General features: G+C 63.6%; 17 protein-coding genes and 1 tRNA gene. 2 read left to right on the top strand and 16 right to left on the bottom strand.

From position 1 onward, the window contains the following. Positions 1 to 14: 14 nt before the first annotated feature. From J6524_RS33705 to J6524_RS33740, 8 genes are all read right to left on the bottom strand, one after another. Positions 15 to 88: transfer RNA gene (locus J6524_RS33705), tRNA-Gln, on the bottom strand. Positions 89 to 284: 196 nt separating this feature from the next. After that, positions 285 to 1,319: a tagatose 1,6-diphosphate aldolase gene (locus J6524_RS33710; protein ID WP_225678213.1), complete on the bottom strand. Its 1,035-nt coding sequence runs from the start codon at positions 1,317 to 1,319 to the stop codon at positions 285 to 287. Then, complete coding sequence (locus tag J6524_RS33715; RefSeq protein WP_225678214.1) at positions 1,319 to 2,221, bottom strand: PfkB family carbohydrate kinase; 903 nt, start codon at positions 2,219 to 2,221, stop codon at positions 1,319 to 1,321. The genes J6524_RS33710 and J6524_RS33715 overlap by 1 nt, the downstream gene beginning before the upstream one ends. Then, positions 2,218 to 3,192: an alcohol dehydrogenase catalytic domain-containing protein gene (locus J6524_RS33720; RefSeq protein ID WP_225678215.1), complete on the bottom strand. Its 975-nt coding sequence runs from the start codon at positions 3,190 to 3,192 to the stop codon at positions 2,218 to 2,220. Before J6524_RS33720 ends, J6524_RS33715 begins: the two co-directional genes overlap by 4 nt. Further along, complete coding sequence (locus tag J6524_RS33725) at positions 3,189 to 4,004, bottom strand: carbohydrate ABC transporter permease (RefSeq protein ID WP_225678216.1); 816 nt, start codon at positions 4,002 to 4,004, stop codon at positions 3,189 to 3,191. The genes J6524_RS33720 and J6524_RS33725 overlap by 4 nt, the downstream gene beginning before the upstream one ends. Next, positions 3,998 to 4,942, bottom strand: coding sequence for a carbohydrate ABC transporter permease (locus J6524_RS33730; protein WP_225678217.1), 945 nt, complete (start codon positions 4,940 to 4,942; stop codon positions 3,998 to 4,000). The genes J6524_RS33725 and J6524_RS33730 overlap by 7 nt, the downstream gene beginning before the upstream one ends. Then, the gene (locus tag J6524_RS33735; protein ID WP_225678218.1) at positions 4,908 to 6,209 is read right to left on the bottom strand and encodes an ABC transporter substrate-binding protein; all 1,302 of its coding nucleotides are present in this window, start codon (positions 6,207 to 6,209) and stop codon (positions 4,908 to 4,910) included. The genes J6524_RS33730 and J6524_RS33735 overlap by 35 nt, the downstream gene beginning before the upstream one ends. A gap of 33 nt (positions 6,210 to 6,242) precedes the next feature. Beyond that, positions 6,243 to 6,956, bottom strand: coding sequence for an SDR family NAD(P)-dependent oxidoreductase (locus tag J6524_RS33740; protein WP_225678219.1), 714 nt, complete (start codon positions 6,954 to 6,956; stop codon positions 6,243 to 6,245). A 215-nt stretch (positions 6,957 to 7,171) separates the two neighbouring features. Between J6524_RS33740 and J6524_RS33745 the strand changes: the two genes are divergently transcribed. Then, positions 7,172 to 7,951 (top strand): DeoR/GlpR family DNA-binding transcription regulator, encoded by a 780-nt coding sequence (locus J6524_RS33745; protein ID WP_225678220.1) that lies wholly within the window; start codon positions 7,172 to 7,174, stop codon positions 7,949 to 7,951. 79 nt (positions 7,952 to 8,030) lie between these two features. On the opposite strand, the gene J6524_RS33750 is transcribed toward J6524_RS33745, so the two are convergent. The 8 genes from J6524_RS33750 to J6524_RS33785 form a co-directional block, all read right to left on the bottom strand. After that, positions 8,031 to 9,239, bottom strand: coding sequence for a cytochrome P450 (locus tag J6524_RS33750; RefSeq protein ID WP_225678221.1), 1,209 nt, complete (start codon positions 9,237 to 9,239; stop codon positions 8,031 to 8,033). Between the two features lie 214 nt (positions 9,240 to 9,453). Beyond that, positions 9,454 to 10,404 (bottom strand): catechol 2,3-dioxygenase, encoded by a 951-nt coding sequence (locus J6524_RS33755; protein ID WP_225678222.1) that lies wholly within the window; start codon positions 10,402 to 10,404, stop codon positions 9,454 to 9,456. Positions 10,405 to 10,548: 144 nt separating this feature from the next. Continuing rightward, a complete protein-coding gene (locus J6524_RS33760; protein ID WP_225678239.1) occupies positions 10,549 to 11,394 on the bottom strand; it encodes a type 2 periplasmic-binding domain-containing protein in 846 nt (281 codons plus the stop codon). A 7-nt stretch (positions 11,395 to 11,401) separates the two neighbouring features. After that, positions 11,402 to 12,094 carry a 4-carboxy-4-hydroxy-2-oxoadipate aldolase/oxaloacetate decarboxylase gene (locus J6524_RS33765; RefSeq protein WP_225678223.1) on the bottom strand — a complete coding sequence of 231 codons (693 nt, stop codon included), beginning with the start codon at positions 12,092 to 12,094 and terminating at the stop codon, positions 11,402 to 11,404. Then, positions 12,091 to 12,816, bottom strand: coding sequence for a PIG-L deacetylase family protein (locus J6524_RS33770; RefSeq protein WP_225678224.1), 726 nt, complete (start codon positions 12,814 to 12,816; stop codon positions 12,091 to 12,093). The genes J6524_RS33765 and J6524_RS33770 overlap by 4 nt, the downstream gene beginning before the upstream one ends. Before the next feature lie 53 nt (positions 12,817 to 12,869). Beyond that, positions 12,870 to 13,871, bottom strand: coding sequence for a Bug family tripartite tricarboxylate transporter substrate binding protein (locus J6524_RS33775; RefSeq protein ID WP_225678225.1), 1,002 nt, complete (start codon positions 13,869 to 13,871; stop codon positions 12,870 to 12,872). A 13-nt stretch (positions 13,872 to 13,884) separates the two neighbouring features. Further along, positions 13,885 to 14,754, bottom strand: coding sequence for an amidohydrolase family protein (locus tag J6524_RS33780; protein ID WP_225678226.1), 870 nt, complete (start codon positions 14,752 to 14,754; stop codon positions 13,885 to 13,887). A gap of 39 nt (positions 14,755 to 14,793) precedes the next feature. Beyond that, positions 14,794 to 15,519: a TetR/AcrR family transcriptional regulator gene (locus tag J6524_RS33785; RefSeq protein ID WP_225678227.1), complete on the bottom strand. Its 726-nt coding sequence runs from the start codon at positions 15,517 to 15,519 to the stop codon at positions 14,794 to 14,796. A 92-nt stretch (positions 15,520 to 15,611) separates the two neighbouring features. Here J6524_RS33785 and J6524_RS33790 point away from each other — a divergent pair, with 92 nt between their 5' ends. Further along, positions 15,612 to 16,589, top strand: coding sequence for a tripartite tricarboxylate transporter substrate binding protein (locus J6524_RS33790; protein WP_225678228.1), 978 nt, complete (start codon positions 15,612 to 15,614; stop codon positions 16,587 to 16,589). Positions 16,590 to 16,789: the final 200 nt, after the last annotated feature.

Below are 16,789 nucleotides of genomic sequence, written 5' to 3' on the forward strand. Positions count from 1 at the left end.
GCAGGGGACGCCACTGGCTGGGGAACCTGGATTCGAACCAAGACAAACAGAGTCAGAGTCTGTTGTGCTACCGTTACACCATTCCCCAATGAATTACCCAATTCAATCAATAGCTTACTTGGCCATCTGGGTAAATCGCCGGAAGCGGGATTTGGACAAATCACCGTGCCGGGGTTGGCGTCGTTCTACTCGCTTGGTCCGGTCCTTGGCAAGCACGGAAGCAGGCCATTTTGGCGGTTGCAGGCAACACGACTTCATGTCGCCTCTCGCGCCTGCCCCCTTTTTCACGCCGCCTCAAACGACGGATAGTCCTTCGGAAACAGCTGCTGCTGTCCCGCCGGGGCCGGCATCTTGCCGGCGAAACTGGCATGGGCGTGCCACGAACTCCCCTTCCGATCCGTCAATTCATTGAGGCGGTCGAGAACCGCGACGCTGTCGGAGGCGAGCGAGCGCTCCATCGCGGCGTAATCGGGGAAATGGCGGAACGCCTGCGACCAGATCGCGCGCCCTGCGAGATATCCGGCGGCGCCGGCGCGATACGCATAGTTGAGCGAGCGCTCGAAATCGTCGGCTTCGGCGCCCGCCGACAGCATGACCCATGGACGCGGCAGCATCGCCGCCATCTTATCGTAGCTTGCCTGCAGCGCGGCTGCGTCCTTGCCGTCGGGATCCGGCACGTTGTGCACGGGACCGGGAGGCTCAAGCTTGAAGATGTCGACGCCGAATTTCGGATCGCAGAACGGACGGATCGAATCCAGCACCAGCTGTGTGCGGCGCGGCTCGAGCGAGGCGGCGTTCTCGCCAGGCAGCGGGTAGATCAGCACTTCGAGCAGCATGACGATGTCGTGCTCGCGGCAGGCTTCGCCGGCCGCCTGCACAAAGGCTTCCTGGTGCGCGCAGACCTCGCGCGGCGCGTCGGGCCGATACCAGACCAGCACCTTGACGGCATCGCCGCCGATGCGCCGCGTCTTGGCCACCGACCAGTTCGGGATGTGGACCGACTTCCTGCCCTGCGGCGTGTTCTCGGTGACGGAGTGCTCGTAACTCAGCACGAGACCTTTGCTCGCGGGAATCTCGTCGATGGTGGAGAGATAACCGTAGATCGGATCGGTCAGGATGGCGGATGCCTGCGGCGCGAGGTGACGCACCAGCAGTCGCTTTACGGCCGTCACGTCTTCCACCGGCGGCTCTTTTGTGCCGCGCTTTGCCGCGATCGGCTCGAACAGCGGCGTGCGCTGGTCGATGGCGACCATCTTCCAGTGGCCGGCTGCGTCTGCGAGGCGGCGCAGGCCCCAAAGCTTGCCCGGTGAAATGTTCATTAGTTCTGCTCCTCACGCATCATGCTGTCGATCAGTTTACGGTCCGGCATGCCGTCCCATCCCATGCCGCGCGCCGCCTTGGCGGCGGCCGCGGCGGAAGCAAAGCGCGCCGCGGCGAGCGGCGGCATCGCTTCGGCAAGTCCCAGCGCATAGGCGCCGTGAAAGACATCGCCGCAGCCGGTGGTGTCGCGCGCCGCGACACGGAAAGCGGCCACTTGCGTGATCTTTCCATCGATCCACCACAGGCTGCCGGCGGTGCCGCAGGTCACGGCGACGATCCCCTGGACGCGCTCGGCCGCGCGCTGCAGCCGCGCTTCGATCTCGCCGGCGCCGACCAGATCGGTCAGGCCTTCATCGGAGAACACGACGTGGTCGGCGAGGCCGGCGAGCCGCGCCAGCATCTCGCGGTCGCCGCCGTCGGCATCCAGCACGCGGGGAATGCCGGCGTCGCGGGCGCGCCTCAGCGCAAGCTCAGAGCCTTCAGGCCAGCGGCTGTCGGCGAGCAGGACTGCGGTTTCCTTGAGGTCGTCCGCCGGCAGGTAGGACGCATCAGACGGCAGCCCCTTGCGATCGACAAAGATGCTGCGTTCGCCGGAACGGTCGACGATCACGGCAGCGCGCACCGTACGCGCGCCGGCAATGACGGCAAGGCCCGACAGGTCGACGCCATGTCGCGTCAATGCGGTCCGCAAAGCGTGACCGGCGCTGTCGTCGCCGACCCGCCCCCACCAGCTCGCTTGTCCACCAAGGCGAACGATGGCGAGCGCGGCGGTGGCGGCAGGTCCGCCGCCGCTTTCGCGAAAATTGAGCGCCGTCGTCTTGAGCGGCGCGCGCGGCAGCGCCTCGACCTCGTAAACCTGGTCGAGCACGCCATTGCCGACGCAGACGATCCGGCCGCTCATGACAGCGCCAGTTGCGGCTTCAGCCTTTCGCCGCGGGCAAAGGAGTTGAACAGCTCGGAAAGGCCGTCGAGATCGGCCTGCGCGTCGACCAGGCGCTCATATTTGTCGCGATCGGCGCGCAGCAGATCGAGATTTGCCTCGTAATCGCCGATCGGAAAATAAAACGAGCGGATCAGGAAGAAATCCTTCAGGCGGACTGAGCGCGTCTCTGAGATCGACCAGGCGTCGGACTCGCCGAGCTGAACGATCGCCCCCTCCGCCGCGACCGCTTCGAGGGCGAGCTGCCGTGCGGGATCCTTGCCGGTCGCCTCGATCACCATGCTGTAGCGGCCGGCGGTCGCCGCTTCAGGCGTCGTGCGCTTGACACCAAGCGTTTCGGCAAAGTGCGCGCGATAGTCCGATGGCTCCACCACTTCGATCGGCCCAAAGCCCATCCGATTGAGCACGATGATGGCACCGAGCCCGATCGGACCGGCGCCGAGCACCAGGGTCTTGCCTGAGGTCACGATGCGCCGCGCCAGCCGCACGCCATGCGCCGTGGTGCCGATGGTATCGAGCAACAGCGGCGCCAGCCGATCCGGAATGTCGTCCGGCACCGGCAACAGGCAACGCTCAGGCGCGGTAAGCTTCTCGGCATAGCCACCGGGCCGCTGCCAGCCGATCAACTGCCGGACGCCGGTGCCGTGATCGCACAGATGCGTGCGGCCGGCGCGGCAGGCCTCGCACGTTCCGCAGAACACGGGGATGTAGACGACGACACGCTCGCCATGGCGCGAATGGCCGGGCTGGTCGATACGTCCAGCGATCTCGTGGCCGGAAGTAACCGGCCAGCCCTGCCGCCACGGGCGGAAATCGCTGCCGCAAAGCGCGCAGGCCGCAACACGCACGACGACCTCATTCTCCGCAGGACGGGGATCGTCAGCCTCTTCGATCGTGATCCGGCCCTGGCCGTGAAACTTTGCCACTCTCATCCCTTGACTGCTCCTGCCGCAAGACCACCGACCAGCCGGCGCTGGATCAACAGCGTGAGGATGAGCGGCGGCAGCGCAATGACTACCGCGGCCGCCATCAGCGCGCCCCAGTTGGTCACGCCCTCGCCGATGAAGTTGAAGCTCGCGACAATCGCCGTCTTGGTCTCGATACCCGACAGCACCAGCGCAAACAGAAAATAATTCCAGGAGAAGACGAAGCTGAGGATCGAGGCGACGACTACGCCGGGCATCGCGATCGGCAGCACGACAAGGCGCAAGGTCTGATCCTGCCGCGCGCCATCGATCTGCGCGGCCTCCACCAGCTCGCGTGGCAACGCATCGAAATAGGGCAGCAGCACCCAGATCACGATTGGCAGCGTGATCACCGCATGGGTCAGGATCAGCACCAGATAGCCACCGACGAGGTTGATCTTGCTGAACATCATCAGCCACGGCAGCAGGAACAGCGTGCCGGGCGCCATGCGCGCGAACAGCGTTGCGGTCGCAGGCCACGACATACGGTGCCATGCGATGGCAAAGGCGGCGGGAACGCCAAGCACCAGCCCGAGCAGCGTGGAGCCGCCGGCGACGATCAGGCTGTTCAGCGTGTTGTGCAGGAAGTCGTTGCGCGAGAACAGCTCGATGAAATTGTCAAGAGTCGGCGTGAAGAACAGGCGCGGCGGTATGGCGGCGACCTCGGTGCGCGGCTTGAACGCGGACAGGAAGGTCCACGCGATCGGGAGCACGAGCACGATCAGCACGACCACGAGCTGGGTCGCGTCGGCCATGCGAAGGAGGCGCCGCTTCACCATGCCGCCGCCCTCCTCAGCCGCGCGAACATCAGCACCGAGCCGAACACGATAGCCGACAGTGTCACCATGATTGCGCTGGCGTAACCGAGCTCGAAGAACTCAAAGCCGCGGCGATAGGCCAGGATGTTGAGCGTCGTGCTGGAAAAGCCGGGCCCGCCCTGCGTCGTCAGATAGATGATGTCGAAGAAGCGGAGGATGTCGACGCTGCGCAGCACGGCGGCCGTGATCAGCGTCGGCCCGAGCAGCGGCAGCGTCACGTAGCGGAAGCGGGTCCAGCCGTGGGCGCCGTCCATCTCCGCGGATTCGAAGACGTCGTGGGGAAGCGAAAGATAACCGCCCATTACGATCAGCGCGACGAACGGCGTCCATTGCCAGGTGTCGAGCGCGGCAATCGTGAACATCACGGTGTCCGGATTGGACAGCCAGAGTGCCGGCGGCAGCCCCAGCTTCGAGAGCAGCCAATTGGCGATGCCGAAGCTGGGATCGAGAATGACGATCGCCATCATGCCGACCACGACCGGCGGCAGCATGAACGGCGACACCATCACGGTGCGAACCAGTCCGCGCGCGGTCTGGAATCGCGCGAGCAGCAGGCCGAGCCAGGTCCCGATCACGAGTTGAAACGACAGCGAGACGACATAGAGCAGCAGGGTGAGGTAAAGGCCGTTCCAGAATTCGGCATCGGAAAGCATGCGGCGAAAATTGCCGACGCCGATGAAGCGCGGCGCGCTGCCGAGCTGCACCTCGCTGAGTGCCAGCCACACCGCGTAGCCGAACGGAAAGGCGATCATGGCGCCGGCAAACAGCAGCGCCGGCGCGGCCATCCAGCGAAAATCATTGCCGGCAAGCACAGTCGTGAAGCCGCCGACGCCGGCGGCTTCCGTTGTCTGGCTTACTACGGCATCACTGTAGCTTGGCAAGGTCTGCGTCCGCAGCACGCGCCGCTTCCGCCGGCGTCGCACGCCCCTGCACGATCGCCTGCATGGCGCCGCCGATGATGTCACGCGCTTCGGGAATGCGGTCGGTCGGCGACTGATAGACGCCGGTGCCGGTGCGGCCAATCTCGATCAGCGCATTCGCCCACGCCCGCCGGATCGGCAGTTCCTTGGCCCAGGCGTTGAACGCCTCGCCCTCGAAGACGCTGGCGCGCGGCGGCGCCACGCCGGCCTGAACCAGCTTGGCCTGCACCTCGCGGCTGGTGGCCCATTGCAGGAACAGCCAGGCGGCCGGCTGCCGCTTGGAATGCGCGGAGATCGCCACCGTCCAGCCGATCGCGACCGGCTTCGAGATCTTGGTGTCGCGGCCGGGCGGCAGCACCTTCACGCCGAGATCGTTGGCGCGATTGGGGAAGCGCACGATATTGGCGAATTCGTTGCTGCTCTCATGGGTCATCGCGATGCGGCCCTGCCCGAGCAGTTCGATCACCTGGGTAAAGGTATGATTCAGCGCGCCGGGCGGGCCATAGTCCTTCAGGAGATTCGAATACATTTCGAGGCCGCGAACGCTGCCCGGTTGCGACAGGCCGGGCTTGCCATCCGGCGTCGCGAACGAGCCGCCCGAATTGTAGATGAAGCCAGCCATCGCATAGGGCGTGACGCCGCGGATGCCACGCGCGGCCCACACGCCCTGGTTCGCATCGCACGCCTTGATCGCGGCAGCCGCGGCCGGAATGTCCTCGAGCGCAGCCGGCTCGGCGATCTTGCAACGCTCGAAAATATCCTTGCGCCAGTAGAACAGCGGGCCTTCCTGGTTGATCGGCAGGGCGACGATCTGTTTTCCGAAGGTCGAGGCTTGGCGGATCGAGGCGGCGAAATCCTCATAGTTGAAGTCCGGCATGGTCAGCGACTTGTCGGCCATCAGCGGTGCGAGATCGGCATACCAGCCGGCGCGGTGGAAGACCGCGCCCTCGCGGCTGGTCAGCGACATGTAGACGTCCATGTCGGCCGAACCGCCCTGCATCAGCGTGGTGAGGCGGGCGCGGAACTGCTCCTCGTTGAAGATCTCGATGCGCGCCTTGATGCCGGTCTTGGCGGTGAAGTCGGCCACCATGTCGCGCATTGCCTGCGACCATGGATGGTTGTTGAACATCAGATTGATCGTCTGCCCGTCCTGGGTGCGCCAGTTAAAGCCCTGGGCGGCCGCCGGACCCGCGACGGCAAGAGCAGCGGCAAACAATACGCTGCCAAAAAGACCGAACTTCCTCATGATCGTTCTCCCTCCCCTGCTCTCGTTCTTCTCTCAGGATGCGACGTAGCCTCCGTCCACCGGAATGGTAACGCCATTGATCAGGCGCGAGGCGGGCGAAGCCAGGAACACCGCCGTTCCGGCCAATTCCTCCGGCTCCGACCAGCGCTTGGTCGGCAGGCGCGCCATCACCTTGTTGTTGAAGGCCTCTTCCTCGCGGCCACGGCGGCTGATCTCGGTGTTGATCCAGCCGGGTGCAATCGCGTTCACGCGGATGCCGTCTTCGGCGTAAGCGACCGCCAGCGACTTGGTCAGACCGACGATGGCAGTCTTGGCCGCCGCATAGCCCGGGATCATCGCCGAGCCGAAATAGGAATACATCGAGCCGATATTGATCAGGCAGCCCTTGGTCCTCGCCAGATGCGGCCGGAACGCAGTGGCAAGCCGCAAATTGCCGACCAAGTGGATATCGACGATATCGCTGAAGACTTCCGGCTTGTGCTCCTCGTGGCGGATCAGCCGGCCGGCACAGTGGATCAGCACGTGCAGCGTCTGGATCTTGTCAGCAAGCGCACGCACCGCTTCGTTGTCGCGCACATCGAGGGGTTCGAAGGCAAATCCCTCGTCGCGCGCGGGCGGCTTGATATCGCAGATGGTGACGGTCGCGCCGGCATCGCGGAACGCGCGGGCGAAGGCAGTGCCAATGCCACCGGCGCCGCCGCTGATCAGGACATGCTGGCCGCTGACCGAAAAATCCGGGGCGTTCATCGCACCAGCCCTCCGGCACGATCACGCCAACGCTGAATTTGCGAACGCTGATAGCTTCGCATTTCCTGTCCTCCCGGTCCCGTCGCTGGGCGACGATGTTCGTTATTGAAAAGGAAGGATAGTTCAAATGTTCTATTCCGCAAGCCATATTTTCGATTTCGCGCATTCCGCTGCACGGGTATAATCCGCCCGGAACCACCGGAGCCCTCTGCCCCATGCAGATCGATTCCCGCCAGGAGCGCATTCTCGAAATCCTGATGCGCCGCGGTTATGCCGGCATCGACGAGCTGGTGGCGAGCTTCGACGTCACGCCGCAAACCATCCGCCGCGACCTGCAGGATCTTGCCGATCGCGGCCTGCTGCGCCGTCATCATGGCGGTGCCAGCGTGATGTCGAGCACCGCCAACACCGACTATGCGCGCCGGCACATCGAGAACGCCGCGGAGAAGGCGAACATTGCCGCGGCCGCCGCCAGCTTGATCACACCCGGCTCCTCCATCTTCATGACACCCGGGACCACCGTGGAAGCCACGGCGAGCGCACTCGTTGAACGCAAGCTGACGGGCCTGCGCGTCATCACCAACAGCACGGCAGCGGCGCGCATCCTCGGCCGTGACTCGGGGATCGCGATCCACGTCACCGGCGGCCTCTGGCAGCAGAACAATCACGCCCTCTCGGGGCCGGCCGCCGCCGAGTTCGTCGGCCGTTACCGGTGCGACGTGCTGCTCACCAGCATTGGATCGATCGATTCCGACGGCTGGCTATTGGAATTTCGCGACGAGGAGACCCTGGTGGCCAAGGCGATGCTTGCGAATGCACGCCGGCGCATCCTGCTTGCCGACCATTCGAAGTTCACGCGCGTGGCGGCCTGCAAGCTCGCCGAGCTCAGCGACATGACGACCGTCATCACTGATCGGCCGCCATCGAGCGCGATGATGAAGAAGATCAAGGACAGCAAATGCGAACTGATCGTGGCCGGCGACGATCAGAAGTGAGGCCGCTCGCGCCCTCAAACAACTTCATGTCGCGAAAGCTCTTGCGCCCTTCGGACGACGAGACGCAGGCATTCAAACATCAACTGTCCGCCACAACCGGCAGCTCCGCGATCATGCGAATGCCGGGCCGCCGTCGCCAATGAATCTGTGACGGCTCGATCGCCAGCTTGAGTTTGGGCCAGCGCGTGAACAGCGCCTGCAGCGCGCAGATCGCCTCGATGCGCGCGAGCTGGTGGCCGAGGCAGAAGTGAATGCCCGTTCCGAACGCGAGATGCCGGTTCGGCCGCCGCTCGAGATCGAGGCGCTCAGGATGCTCGTTTGCCTTCGGATCCAGATTGGCGGCGACGATCATTGCCATGATCCGGTCGCCCTTCTTCAGCTTCACGCCCTCGATATCGACGCCCGCGCGCACGTAGCGCGGCTTTGAGAACTGCACCGGCGAGACGAAGCGGAGGAATTCTTCGACCGCGAGGCTGGCGCGGCTCCAGTCCGCCGTGAGCCAATCGCGGCGAACCGGATCTTTCAGCAGCTCGAAAACCGATCCGCTGATCAGATGTGTCGTGGTTTCGGAACCGGCGCCGAGCAGCAGAAACACCATCGAGACCATCTCGTCCGGCGTGATGCGGCCGCCTTCCCTTTCGACGCGTACCAGCTCGGCGATCAATCCCTCGCCGCCTTGCTCGCGGGCAACCTGCAGACGCCCCTGCAGATAGCGGCGCATCCTGAACAGCCCACCCATCAGGCGCACCAGGCCGAATGCGCTGGCAAGATTGGCGATCGAATTCGCCCAGGCGATGAATTTCGGCCGATCGGCCAGCGGCAGGCCGAGCAGCTCGCAAATCACCGCCAGCGGCAGCAACCGCGCATAGCGCTGCACCAGATCGGCGGGGCTGCCTGCCATAAACAATTCGTCAGCGAGGCGATCGGCGATGGCGCGGATATGCGGCTCCATGTCGAGCACGGCGCGACGGCGAAACGCCTCATCGACGATATCGCGCAGACGGGTGTGGTCCGGCTCATCCATCGTCAGCATATTATTGGCGACGGCTGCGATGGATTTCGGCATCCACCAGGGCAGCCCTGCGAGCCACCCGCCCTCCTTGCGCAGCGTGAATAGCGCGCTGTCTTTCAAGACGCGCGCCGTCGCCTCGTAGGTCGTGGTGACCCAGACCCGGCCGATGATCGGAAATTTTGTCGCGACGACCGGCCCATTGGAGCGCAAGCTCGCCACGCCTGCCTGTGGATCGCGCAAAAAGGCCTCGCCGGCGAAATCGACAAGCTCTGCCATCGGCACACCTCACGACGTCTTTCCACGCCCGACATCAAGTGGTGCGCAACATGCTCGGCGCAATACGGCGGAGATGTCTCTCACCGAGGGCTGCCATGCATCCGGGACATTCGGGTCGATCGGTCTCGCCGATTGTGGCCCCGCTCTTGCTAACGGGAACCACGACCTGAAAGTGAGCCGGATCAGTAGGCCGCAGAGATGCGCGGTCCGATCCTCAGACCGGCGGCGTGCCGTGTGTGTGAAACGACTCGATCGTCTTCAACCCCCAGGCCTGGCCCTTCTTACGCTCTTCCTCGGTCCAGACGATCGGCTTCCAGTCGGGCGCGAGGATCAGACGTGCGCCGGCGTTGGCGACCTCGACGCGGTTGCCGCCGGGCTCCCAGACATAGAGGAAGAAGGTCTGCTGGATCGCGTGCTTGTGCGGGCCGGTTTCGATGTAAATGCCATTTTCGAGAAAGATGTCGGCGGCGCGTAGGATCTCCTCGCGGCTGTCAAGCGCATAGGTGACGTGATGGAAACGGCCAGCCTTGCCGTAGTGGTCGCGGGTGTAGGCGAAGTCATAGCTTTTGTTCGACATCGTCATCCACATCGCCGCCTCAGTGCCGTCGTTGAGCACGATCTGCTCGGTGGTGCGCAAGCCGAGATAGTTTTCGAAGAAGAGACGGTTCGCCTTGATGTCAACGGCAAGGCAATTGAGATGATCGAGCCGGCGGACGTTGACGCCGCGCGCGGGAAACCGCTGCGCCTGGTTCTTCAGGGCCGGCTTGAGTTCGGGTGGCGCCTGATACCACTCGGTCTCATAGTAGAGCTCGACGATATGGCCATCGGGATCGCGGCAGCGGAATGTTGGTCCCTGTCCCAGGTCGCCATCGATCCAGCCAATATCAAAGCCCGAGCCCTTCAGCGCGGCGACACGGCGCTCGAGCGCCTGCGGGCTGCGCGCGCGGAAGGCCATGTGCTCCATGCCTGACGTCTTCGAGGCCGTCAGCTTCAGCGAATAGCGTTCGTAGTCGTCCCAGCCGCGCAGGTACACCGACTCGCCTTTCCGGCCGCTGATCGTCATGCCCAAGACATCGACGAAAAATTTCAGGCTCTCGTCCGGCTTCGGCGTCAACAATTCCATGTGGCCGAGATGGGCGAGATCGAAAATCGGCTCGGGGGTCATTGCATGCTCCTGATGACCAACATCCTGGGATCGTCATACCCCGCGAAAACGGGGTATCCAGTACGCCGAAGCTCTTCCGTAAAACCTAAGCCTTCTCGGAGCACTGGATCATCCGCTTTCGCGGATGATGACAGCTGTGCGGGACTACCAGAGTGCCCGCGTCACATCGTCGAATAATTCCTCCACCGCATACGCGCGGGGAATAAGTTTTTGTTGCGCGGAATAATTGATGATTAGTTGCAGCGAACGCTGCATCTCGTCTCGGCTAAAACGCGGCGCGGCGGGCGAAGCGGTGGCGGACGCGGCAAGCAGCCGATGGACCTCTCGCACGGCGTCGGGATGCTTTTCGGACATTGCCTGGCTCACCACCACCATATGGTTGACTGGCACAACCTTGTGCCTTTCGAACCAGGCCTTCTCTTCCGCGCCAACGTCAGCAAACAGCGGCTTCAAATCCGGATGATCCGATTTTTCGCCGAGCACCGCGTCAAGCTCTCCATCGATCAGCATCTGGATGATCTGCTTGCCCGCAGGCGCGCGCTTGGTCGTATCGACGAATTCGGCCACATGGGCGCCTTCGAACGTCACCCAGTCGATCGAATCGAGATCGACGCCATAGTCATTGGCCAGGATGCCCCGCAGCCAGGCGCCTGTCGTCGTCGTAAAGGAGCGGAGGCCGACGCGCTTGCCGTCGAGGTCGCGCGGCCCAAGCTTCCCAGCTTTCGCATTGTAGAGCGCATGCCCATGTTGAAACCGCGCCAGTACGACGTCGGGCAACAGCACCATCGGCTTACCGAAGCTTTTCGCCATCAGATAGGTGACGATCGCCATCTCCGAGACGTCGAACGCCCCTTCGCGAACCATCGGCTTGAAGCCCTTGTTGGTCGGCGAGTACTGCGCGAAATCGAACTCGACCAAATCCGACCGGATCGATCCATCCTTGAGCGCGGCCGTGCCGGGATGGTCGCCGAGCAAGGTGCGCAGGCGCATCGCCACCTCAGTCCTCCTCCAGCTCGTCGACATAGACGAGCCCGGCCTTCGCCAGCGACTCGCGCATATTGTACATATCGAGGCCGAGCACGCCGGCGGCGAGCTTCTGGCGCTTGCCGTCCTCGTCGGCGCGGCGCTTCTCGCCCTTGGTGACCACATCGGCCGCATCCCTGCGCCCGATGACTACGACGCCATCGTCATCGGCGACCACGGCATCACCCGGCTTCACATTGATGCCAGCGCACACGACCGGCACATTGACCGCGCCGAGTGTTGCCTTGACGGTGCCCCGGGCCGAGATCGCCTTCGACCACACCGGAAAGCCCATTTCACGAAGCGACTTGGCGTCGCGAACGCCGGCATCGATGACGAGCCCCTTGACGCCGCGCGCCATCAGCGAGGTGGCGAGCAGATCGCCGAACATGCCGTCAGTATTGTCTGTCGTGCAGCCGACCACCAGGATGTCGCCGGGCTGGCATTGCTCGACCGCGACATGGATCATCCAATTGTCGCCGGGCTGCGCCAGCACGGTCACGGCGGTGCCGGCGACCTCCGCCCCGCTCCACACCGGGCGCAGATATGGCTTCATCAGCCCAAAGCGGCCATAGGCCTCATGCGCGGTGGCGACGCCAAGCGAGCCCAATCGTTTCACCAGATCAGCATCGGTGCGCTTGATGTTACGGACGACAACCGTCTTCATGCCAATTCCTCCAGCGCCATCGGGAACAGCCGCTGATAGGCCTCGCCGTAAGTCATCGGCTTGCCCGTATTGCGGCCACCCTGCACGCCCCGCTGCAGCGCGACGCGTTCGTAATAGGCCCACAGATGCTTCTGCGCGGCGAGAATCTCGAACGTCTTGCGCTTGATGTCCCAGACCTCGTCGATGTTGAGGATCACCTGCGGCTTGAAACTGCACATCTCCGGCTGATGCGGCTCGAACAAGAAGACCGGCGGCGCCGAATAGGTGTATTTGGCGCCGGGCTTGTGCCCCATCGCCTGCGCGACCACACGGGTCTCCTGGGCGAAATGCGCGGCGTTGGGATGATCGAAATTATAGGGATCCTCCAGCGCATGGGTGAGCACGAAGGACGGATTGAGCTCGCGGTAGATATCGACCATGCGGTCGAAATGTGCCTCAGTCAGCCGCAGCGGATAGTCGCCGGCGTCGAAGAATTCGATTTCCGCGCCCAACATCTCGGCTGCGCGTTGCGCTTCGTCGCGCCGCCCGGCCTTGACCTTTTCCAGGGTCGCGCCTGTTTCCTTCCAGGCGAACTGGCTTTCGCCGCGCTCGCCGAACGAGAGGCACGCGATCTTGATGCGGTAGCCCTTCTTGGCGTGCAGCGCGATTGCGCCTCCCGCGCGCCAGACGAAATCACCGGGATGCGCCGTAACCACCAGGCCCGTTTTGCCAGCATTGGTCATGATCGGGATTTCCTCCTTATAGCTGCACGTTGCCGGCCGCACCGGCCGCGTGATTACTGTTTGGCAATTCCTGCCCGCTCGATCACCTGCGCCCACTTGTCGATATCGCGCTTCAGCCGGTCGAGGATTTCATTGGGCGAACTGGCTTTGGCCTCGATGCCGAGATCGAGCGCGCGCTTCTTCATGTCCGGCGCCCCGAGCACTTCGCGCAACGCGGCGTTCAACGTATTGATCACCTCCGGCGGCGTGTCCTTGGGCGCGAAAATCGCGTTCCAGGAGCGCGCCTCGAACTCGCCACCGCCCGCCTCCCTCACCGTCGGAACGTTTGGCAGGAATGTGGTGCGCATCGGGCCGGACGAGGAGACGGCAATCGCCGCCTTGTCGGCGACATGCGACTGCACCGCACTGTAGTTCTCGATCGCCAACTGGATATCGCCGCGCAGCAGCGCGATCAGCACTTCTGGCGAACTGCGGAACGGCACGATGGTAACGTCGACGCCGGCGGTCGACCTGAACAATTGCGCCGCAAGGTTCTGCGTCGACCCGACATTGATGGTGCCGACGTTGAGCGTCCCGGGCTTCTGCTTCGCAGACTTGATGAATTCAGCGAGCGTCGGATATGGCGAACCGGCCTTGGTGACGAAGATGAAGTCGAAATAGCCCATGCTCGACACCGGCACGAAATCGGTCACCGGATTGAACGTGAGGTTCTTGAACAAAGAGACGGAAATCGCGGTGCCGTTGCTGAAGAGCGCCAGCGTATAGCCGTCCGCAGGCGCGGACAGCACGGCGCGCGCGGCATTGATGCCGCCGGCGCCCGGCATGTTCTCGATGATAAAGCGCTGGCCGAGCTTTTCGCCGAGCTTCTCGGTGACGAGCCGCGCGGTGACGTCGGCCACCCCGCCCGCGCCGAAGGGCAGGATCAGCCGTACCGGCTTGTTCGGATAGTTTTGCGCATGGACAATTTGCGGCAGGAACAATGCCGCGAACAGCGCAGCCGCCGCGGCGAACGACGCGCAGCGCCGGCTCAGGCTATATCGGTCGCGTTTGTCCATCGCACGCGCTCCCTCAGAACTCGAACAGCCTCGCCGGGTTGTCGACCAAAATCTTCTGCTGCAGTTCCGCTTCCGGTGCAAACAGCGGAATGAGGTCGACCAGATCGCCGTCATTCGGCATCACCTTTACGTTCGGGTGCGGCCAGTCGGTTCCCCAGATTGCGCGGTCCGGCGCAGTTTCGACGATGCGACGCGCAAAGGGCACGGCATCATGGAATGGTGGTCCGGCAGAAGACACCCGCTCGCAGCCACACACCTTAACCCAGCATTTCTCGTCCCGCTTCATCAGGTCAATCAGCGTCCGGAACGGAAGCTGGTCGAGACCGTCAGACGCCTTGACGCGACCCATATGGTCGATGGTGTAGCGCACCGGCAGTTTTGCCAGCATCTCCGCATATTCGGGCAAGTCGATCGCATCGAAATGCAGATCGATATGCCAGCCGAGCGGCGCCACCATCGCAACGATGCGGTGGAATACCCTCATGTCGGGTACGCCGCCGAGGTGGCGCACGAAATTGAAGCGGCAGCCGCGAAAGCCGCCCTCGTGCAGTTCACAAAGGCCGCGCTCGGTGATGGTATCGTCGATATTGGCGACGGCGCGGAAGGTGCCATCGCTCACGGCAATGGCATCCAGCGCCACCCGGTTGTCGGTGCCGTGCACGCTGGCATTGACGATCACAGCGCGGCCGATTCCGAGTTTCTTGTGCAGCGCCCGGAACTCCGCAAGCGGCGCGTCGGGCGGCGTATAGGGCCGTCCCGGCGCGTAAGGATATTTGTCAGCGGGTCCGAAGATATGGGTATGCGCATCGCAGGCCAGCGGCGGCAGCTTGAATTTCGGCGTTCGCGTATTGGGATCGGGTCCGGGAATCGTGGGCTTGTTCATTTGCCTTCTGCAGTGCTTGGCTCGCGCTCGATGATGTAGCTAGTCGGCCGGACTTTCTTTCCGCCTTCGCGTAGCGGTCAGCGTGCGTGGTTGAACAGGTTTGGTTTTGCGTGACGCATCATCGATGTGATCAACATCGGATGCTTGCAACGAGGCGACCGTCGCCGAGACGATCTGCTCGATCGCTTCCGCCATATCGCCGCCGTCGGCTTCACCGCGGGAGAGCCGCGTTACCCGCTCCGGATTGACAAGGGTATAATAGAGTGCACCCAGCAGGAATTGCGACCGCCACACGATCGTCGTTCGCGGCAGATGCGGCAGGCTTTCCCCGATCGCCTCGATGAACGCGTTGGTGGTGTCGTCGAAGATCTCCGCGATGATGCGGCCCACCACGGGGTTGCCTTCGGCCGACATCACGGCGCGCAGCCGCGTGAACCGCGCCCCGCCGCCGGCAAGATCGGTGCTGGATGAAAACGCCGGCTGCACGTAGGCCCGCACGATCGCTTCCAGCCGGTCCTGAACGTCGCGCACGCGTTTTGCCGCCACCAGTAGCTCGATGCGGCGCTTGTTCATCGGCCCGCAATGGCGCTTGTAGATTTCGAGCAGCAGCCCGTCCTTGCTTTTGAAATGATAGGTGATGCTGCCCGGATTGGCGCCGGCCTCGAGCGCAATGTCGCGGATCGACACGGCATTGAAGCCGCGCGTCGAGAACAACAGCTCCGCCGCGCTCAGGATGGCTTCCCGCATGTTGGGGTTTCGCGTCATAGCATTTGCTTTCCGTTCTCGACTTTTGTACGTTTGTACAAATAATAAGGTCTAGTCAACAAAAATCCTGAGTCCAGAGGAAGGCGCCCCGCATGTCCGTTTTCAGCAAGATCCTGCGCATCGTATTCGCAGCCGCCACGCTTTCGCTGGCGGCCACACACGCCTACTCGGAGCAGTTCCCGAGCAAGCCCGTGCGCCTCCTGGTGCCCTACGCCGCCGGCGGCGCGGTCGACGTGCTGGCGCGCACGCTCGGGCAATCGCTGTCCAAGATCTGGGGGCAGCAGCCGGTGATCGAAAATCGTCCGGGCGCCGGCGGGATCATCGCCTCGCAGGCGCTCACGCAATCGCCGCCGGACGGCTACACGCTGATCCTGGTCGCCAGCGGCCATCCGCTGAACCAGTTCTTCTATCCGAAACTTCCCTATGACACCTTCAAGGACTTTACCGCCATCAGCGAGATCGCGTACTCGCCGCTCGCGATCGTGATCTCCAAGAACAGTCCGGTGAAGAATTTGCAGGAGTTGCTGGCGACCGCGCGCGAAAAGCCAGAGTCATTATCGTATGGCATGTCCGGCAACGGCACCTCGGCGCATCTCGCGGGCGAACTCCTCAACTATATGGCCAAGGTCAAGATCCAGGCGATCCCCTATAAGGGCGGCGCCCCTGCCCTCACCGCCGTGATTGCGGGTGAGATTCCGATGAGCGTCAATCCACTGCCGGAGGTGGTCGGCCAGCTCGAAGGCAACGCGGTGCGCGCCCTTGCGGTGACAACGGCCCAGCGCTCGAAGGCCTTGCCCGATGTCCCAACCGTCGCCCAGGCCGGCATCCCCGGCTATGACGCTTCGGTTTGGTGGGGCTTTCTTGGGCCCGCCGGCATGGCGCCTGACCTCGTCGCCAAGATCCACGCCGATCTGGCCGCCGCCCTGAAGGATCCGGTCGTCGTGACCGCACTGGAGAAGATGGGCGCGACGCCGGTCGGCAGTTCGCCCAAGGATTTCGACCACTTCATGCGCGCGGAAGCAGCGAAGTGGGAGCCGGTGCTGAAGGAGGCGAACATCAAGGTGCAGTGAGGAAGGCAGGCGGCTGGCCATCGCGCCGGCCGCCATGCCGCGACATACCGTCGGGCGCACCTTCCGCTCGGCTGCCAGGCTGTCTGGAATTCGTGACGCTACCGAACTGATTGCTGCTGCGACGCAAGCCCCTTTGCGAGACGCCAAATCTTTGCTAATAAGCGTCGACTACTTTAACGTGCATTCATTTTTTATGACAT

It is taken from the genome of Bradyrhizobium hereditatis, from assembly GCF_020329435.1.
Lineage (GTDB): Bacteria > Pseudomonadota > Alphaproteobacteria > Rhizobiales > Xanthobacteraceae > Bradyrhizobium > Bradyrhizobium hereditatis.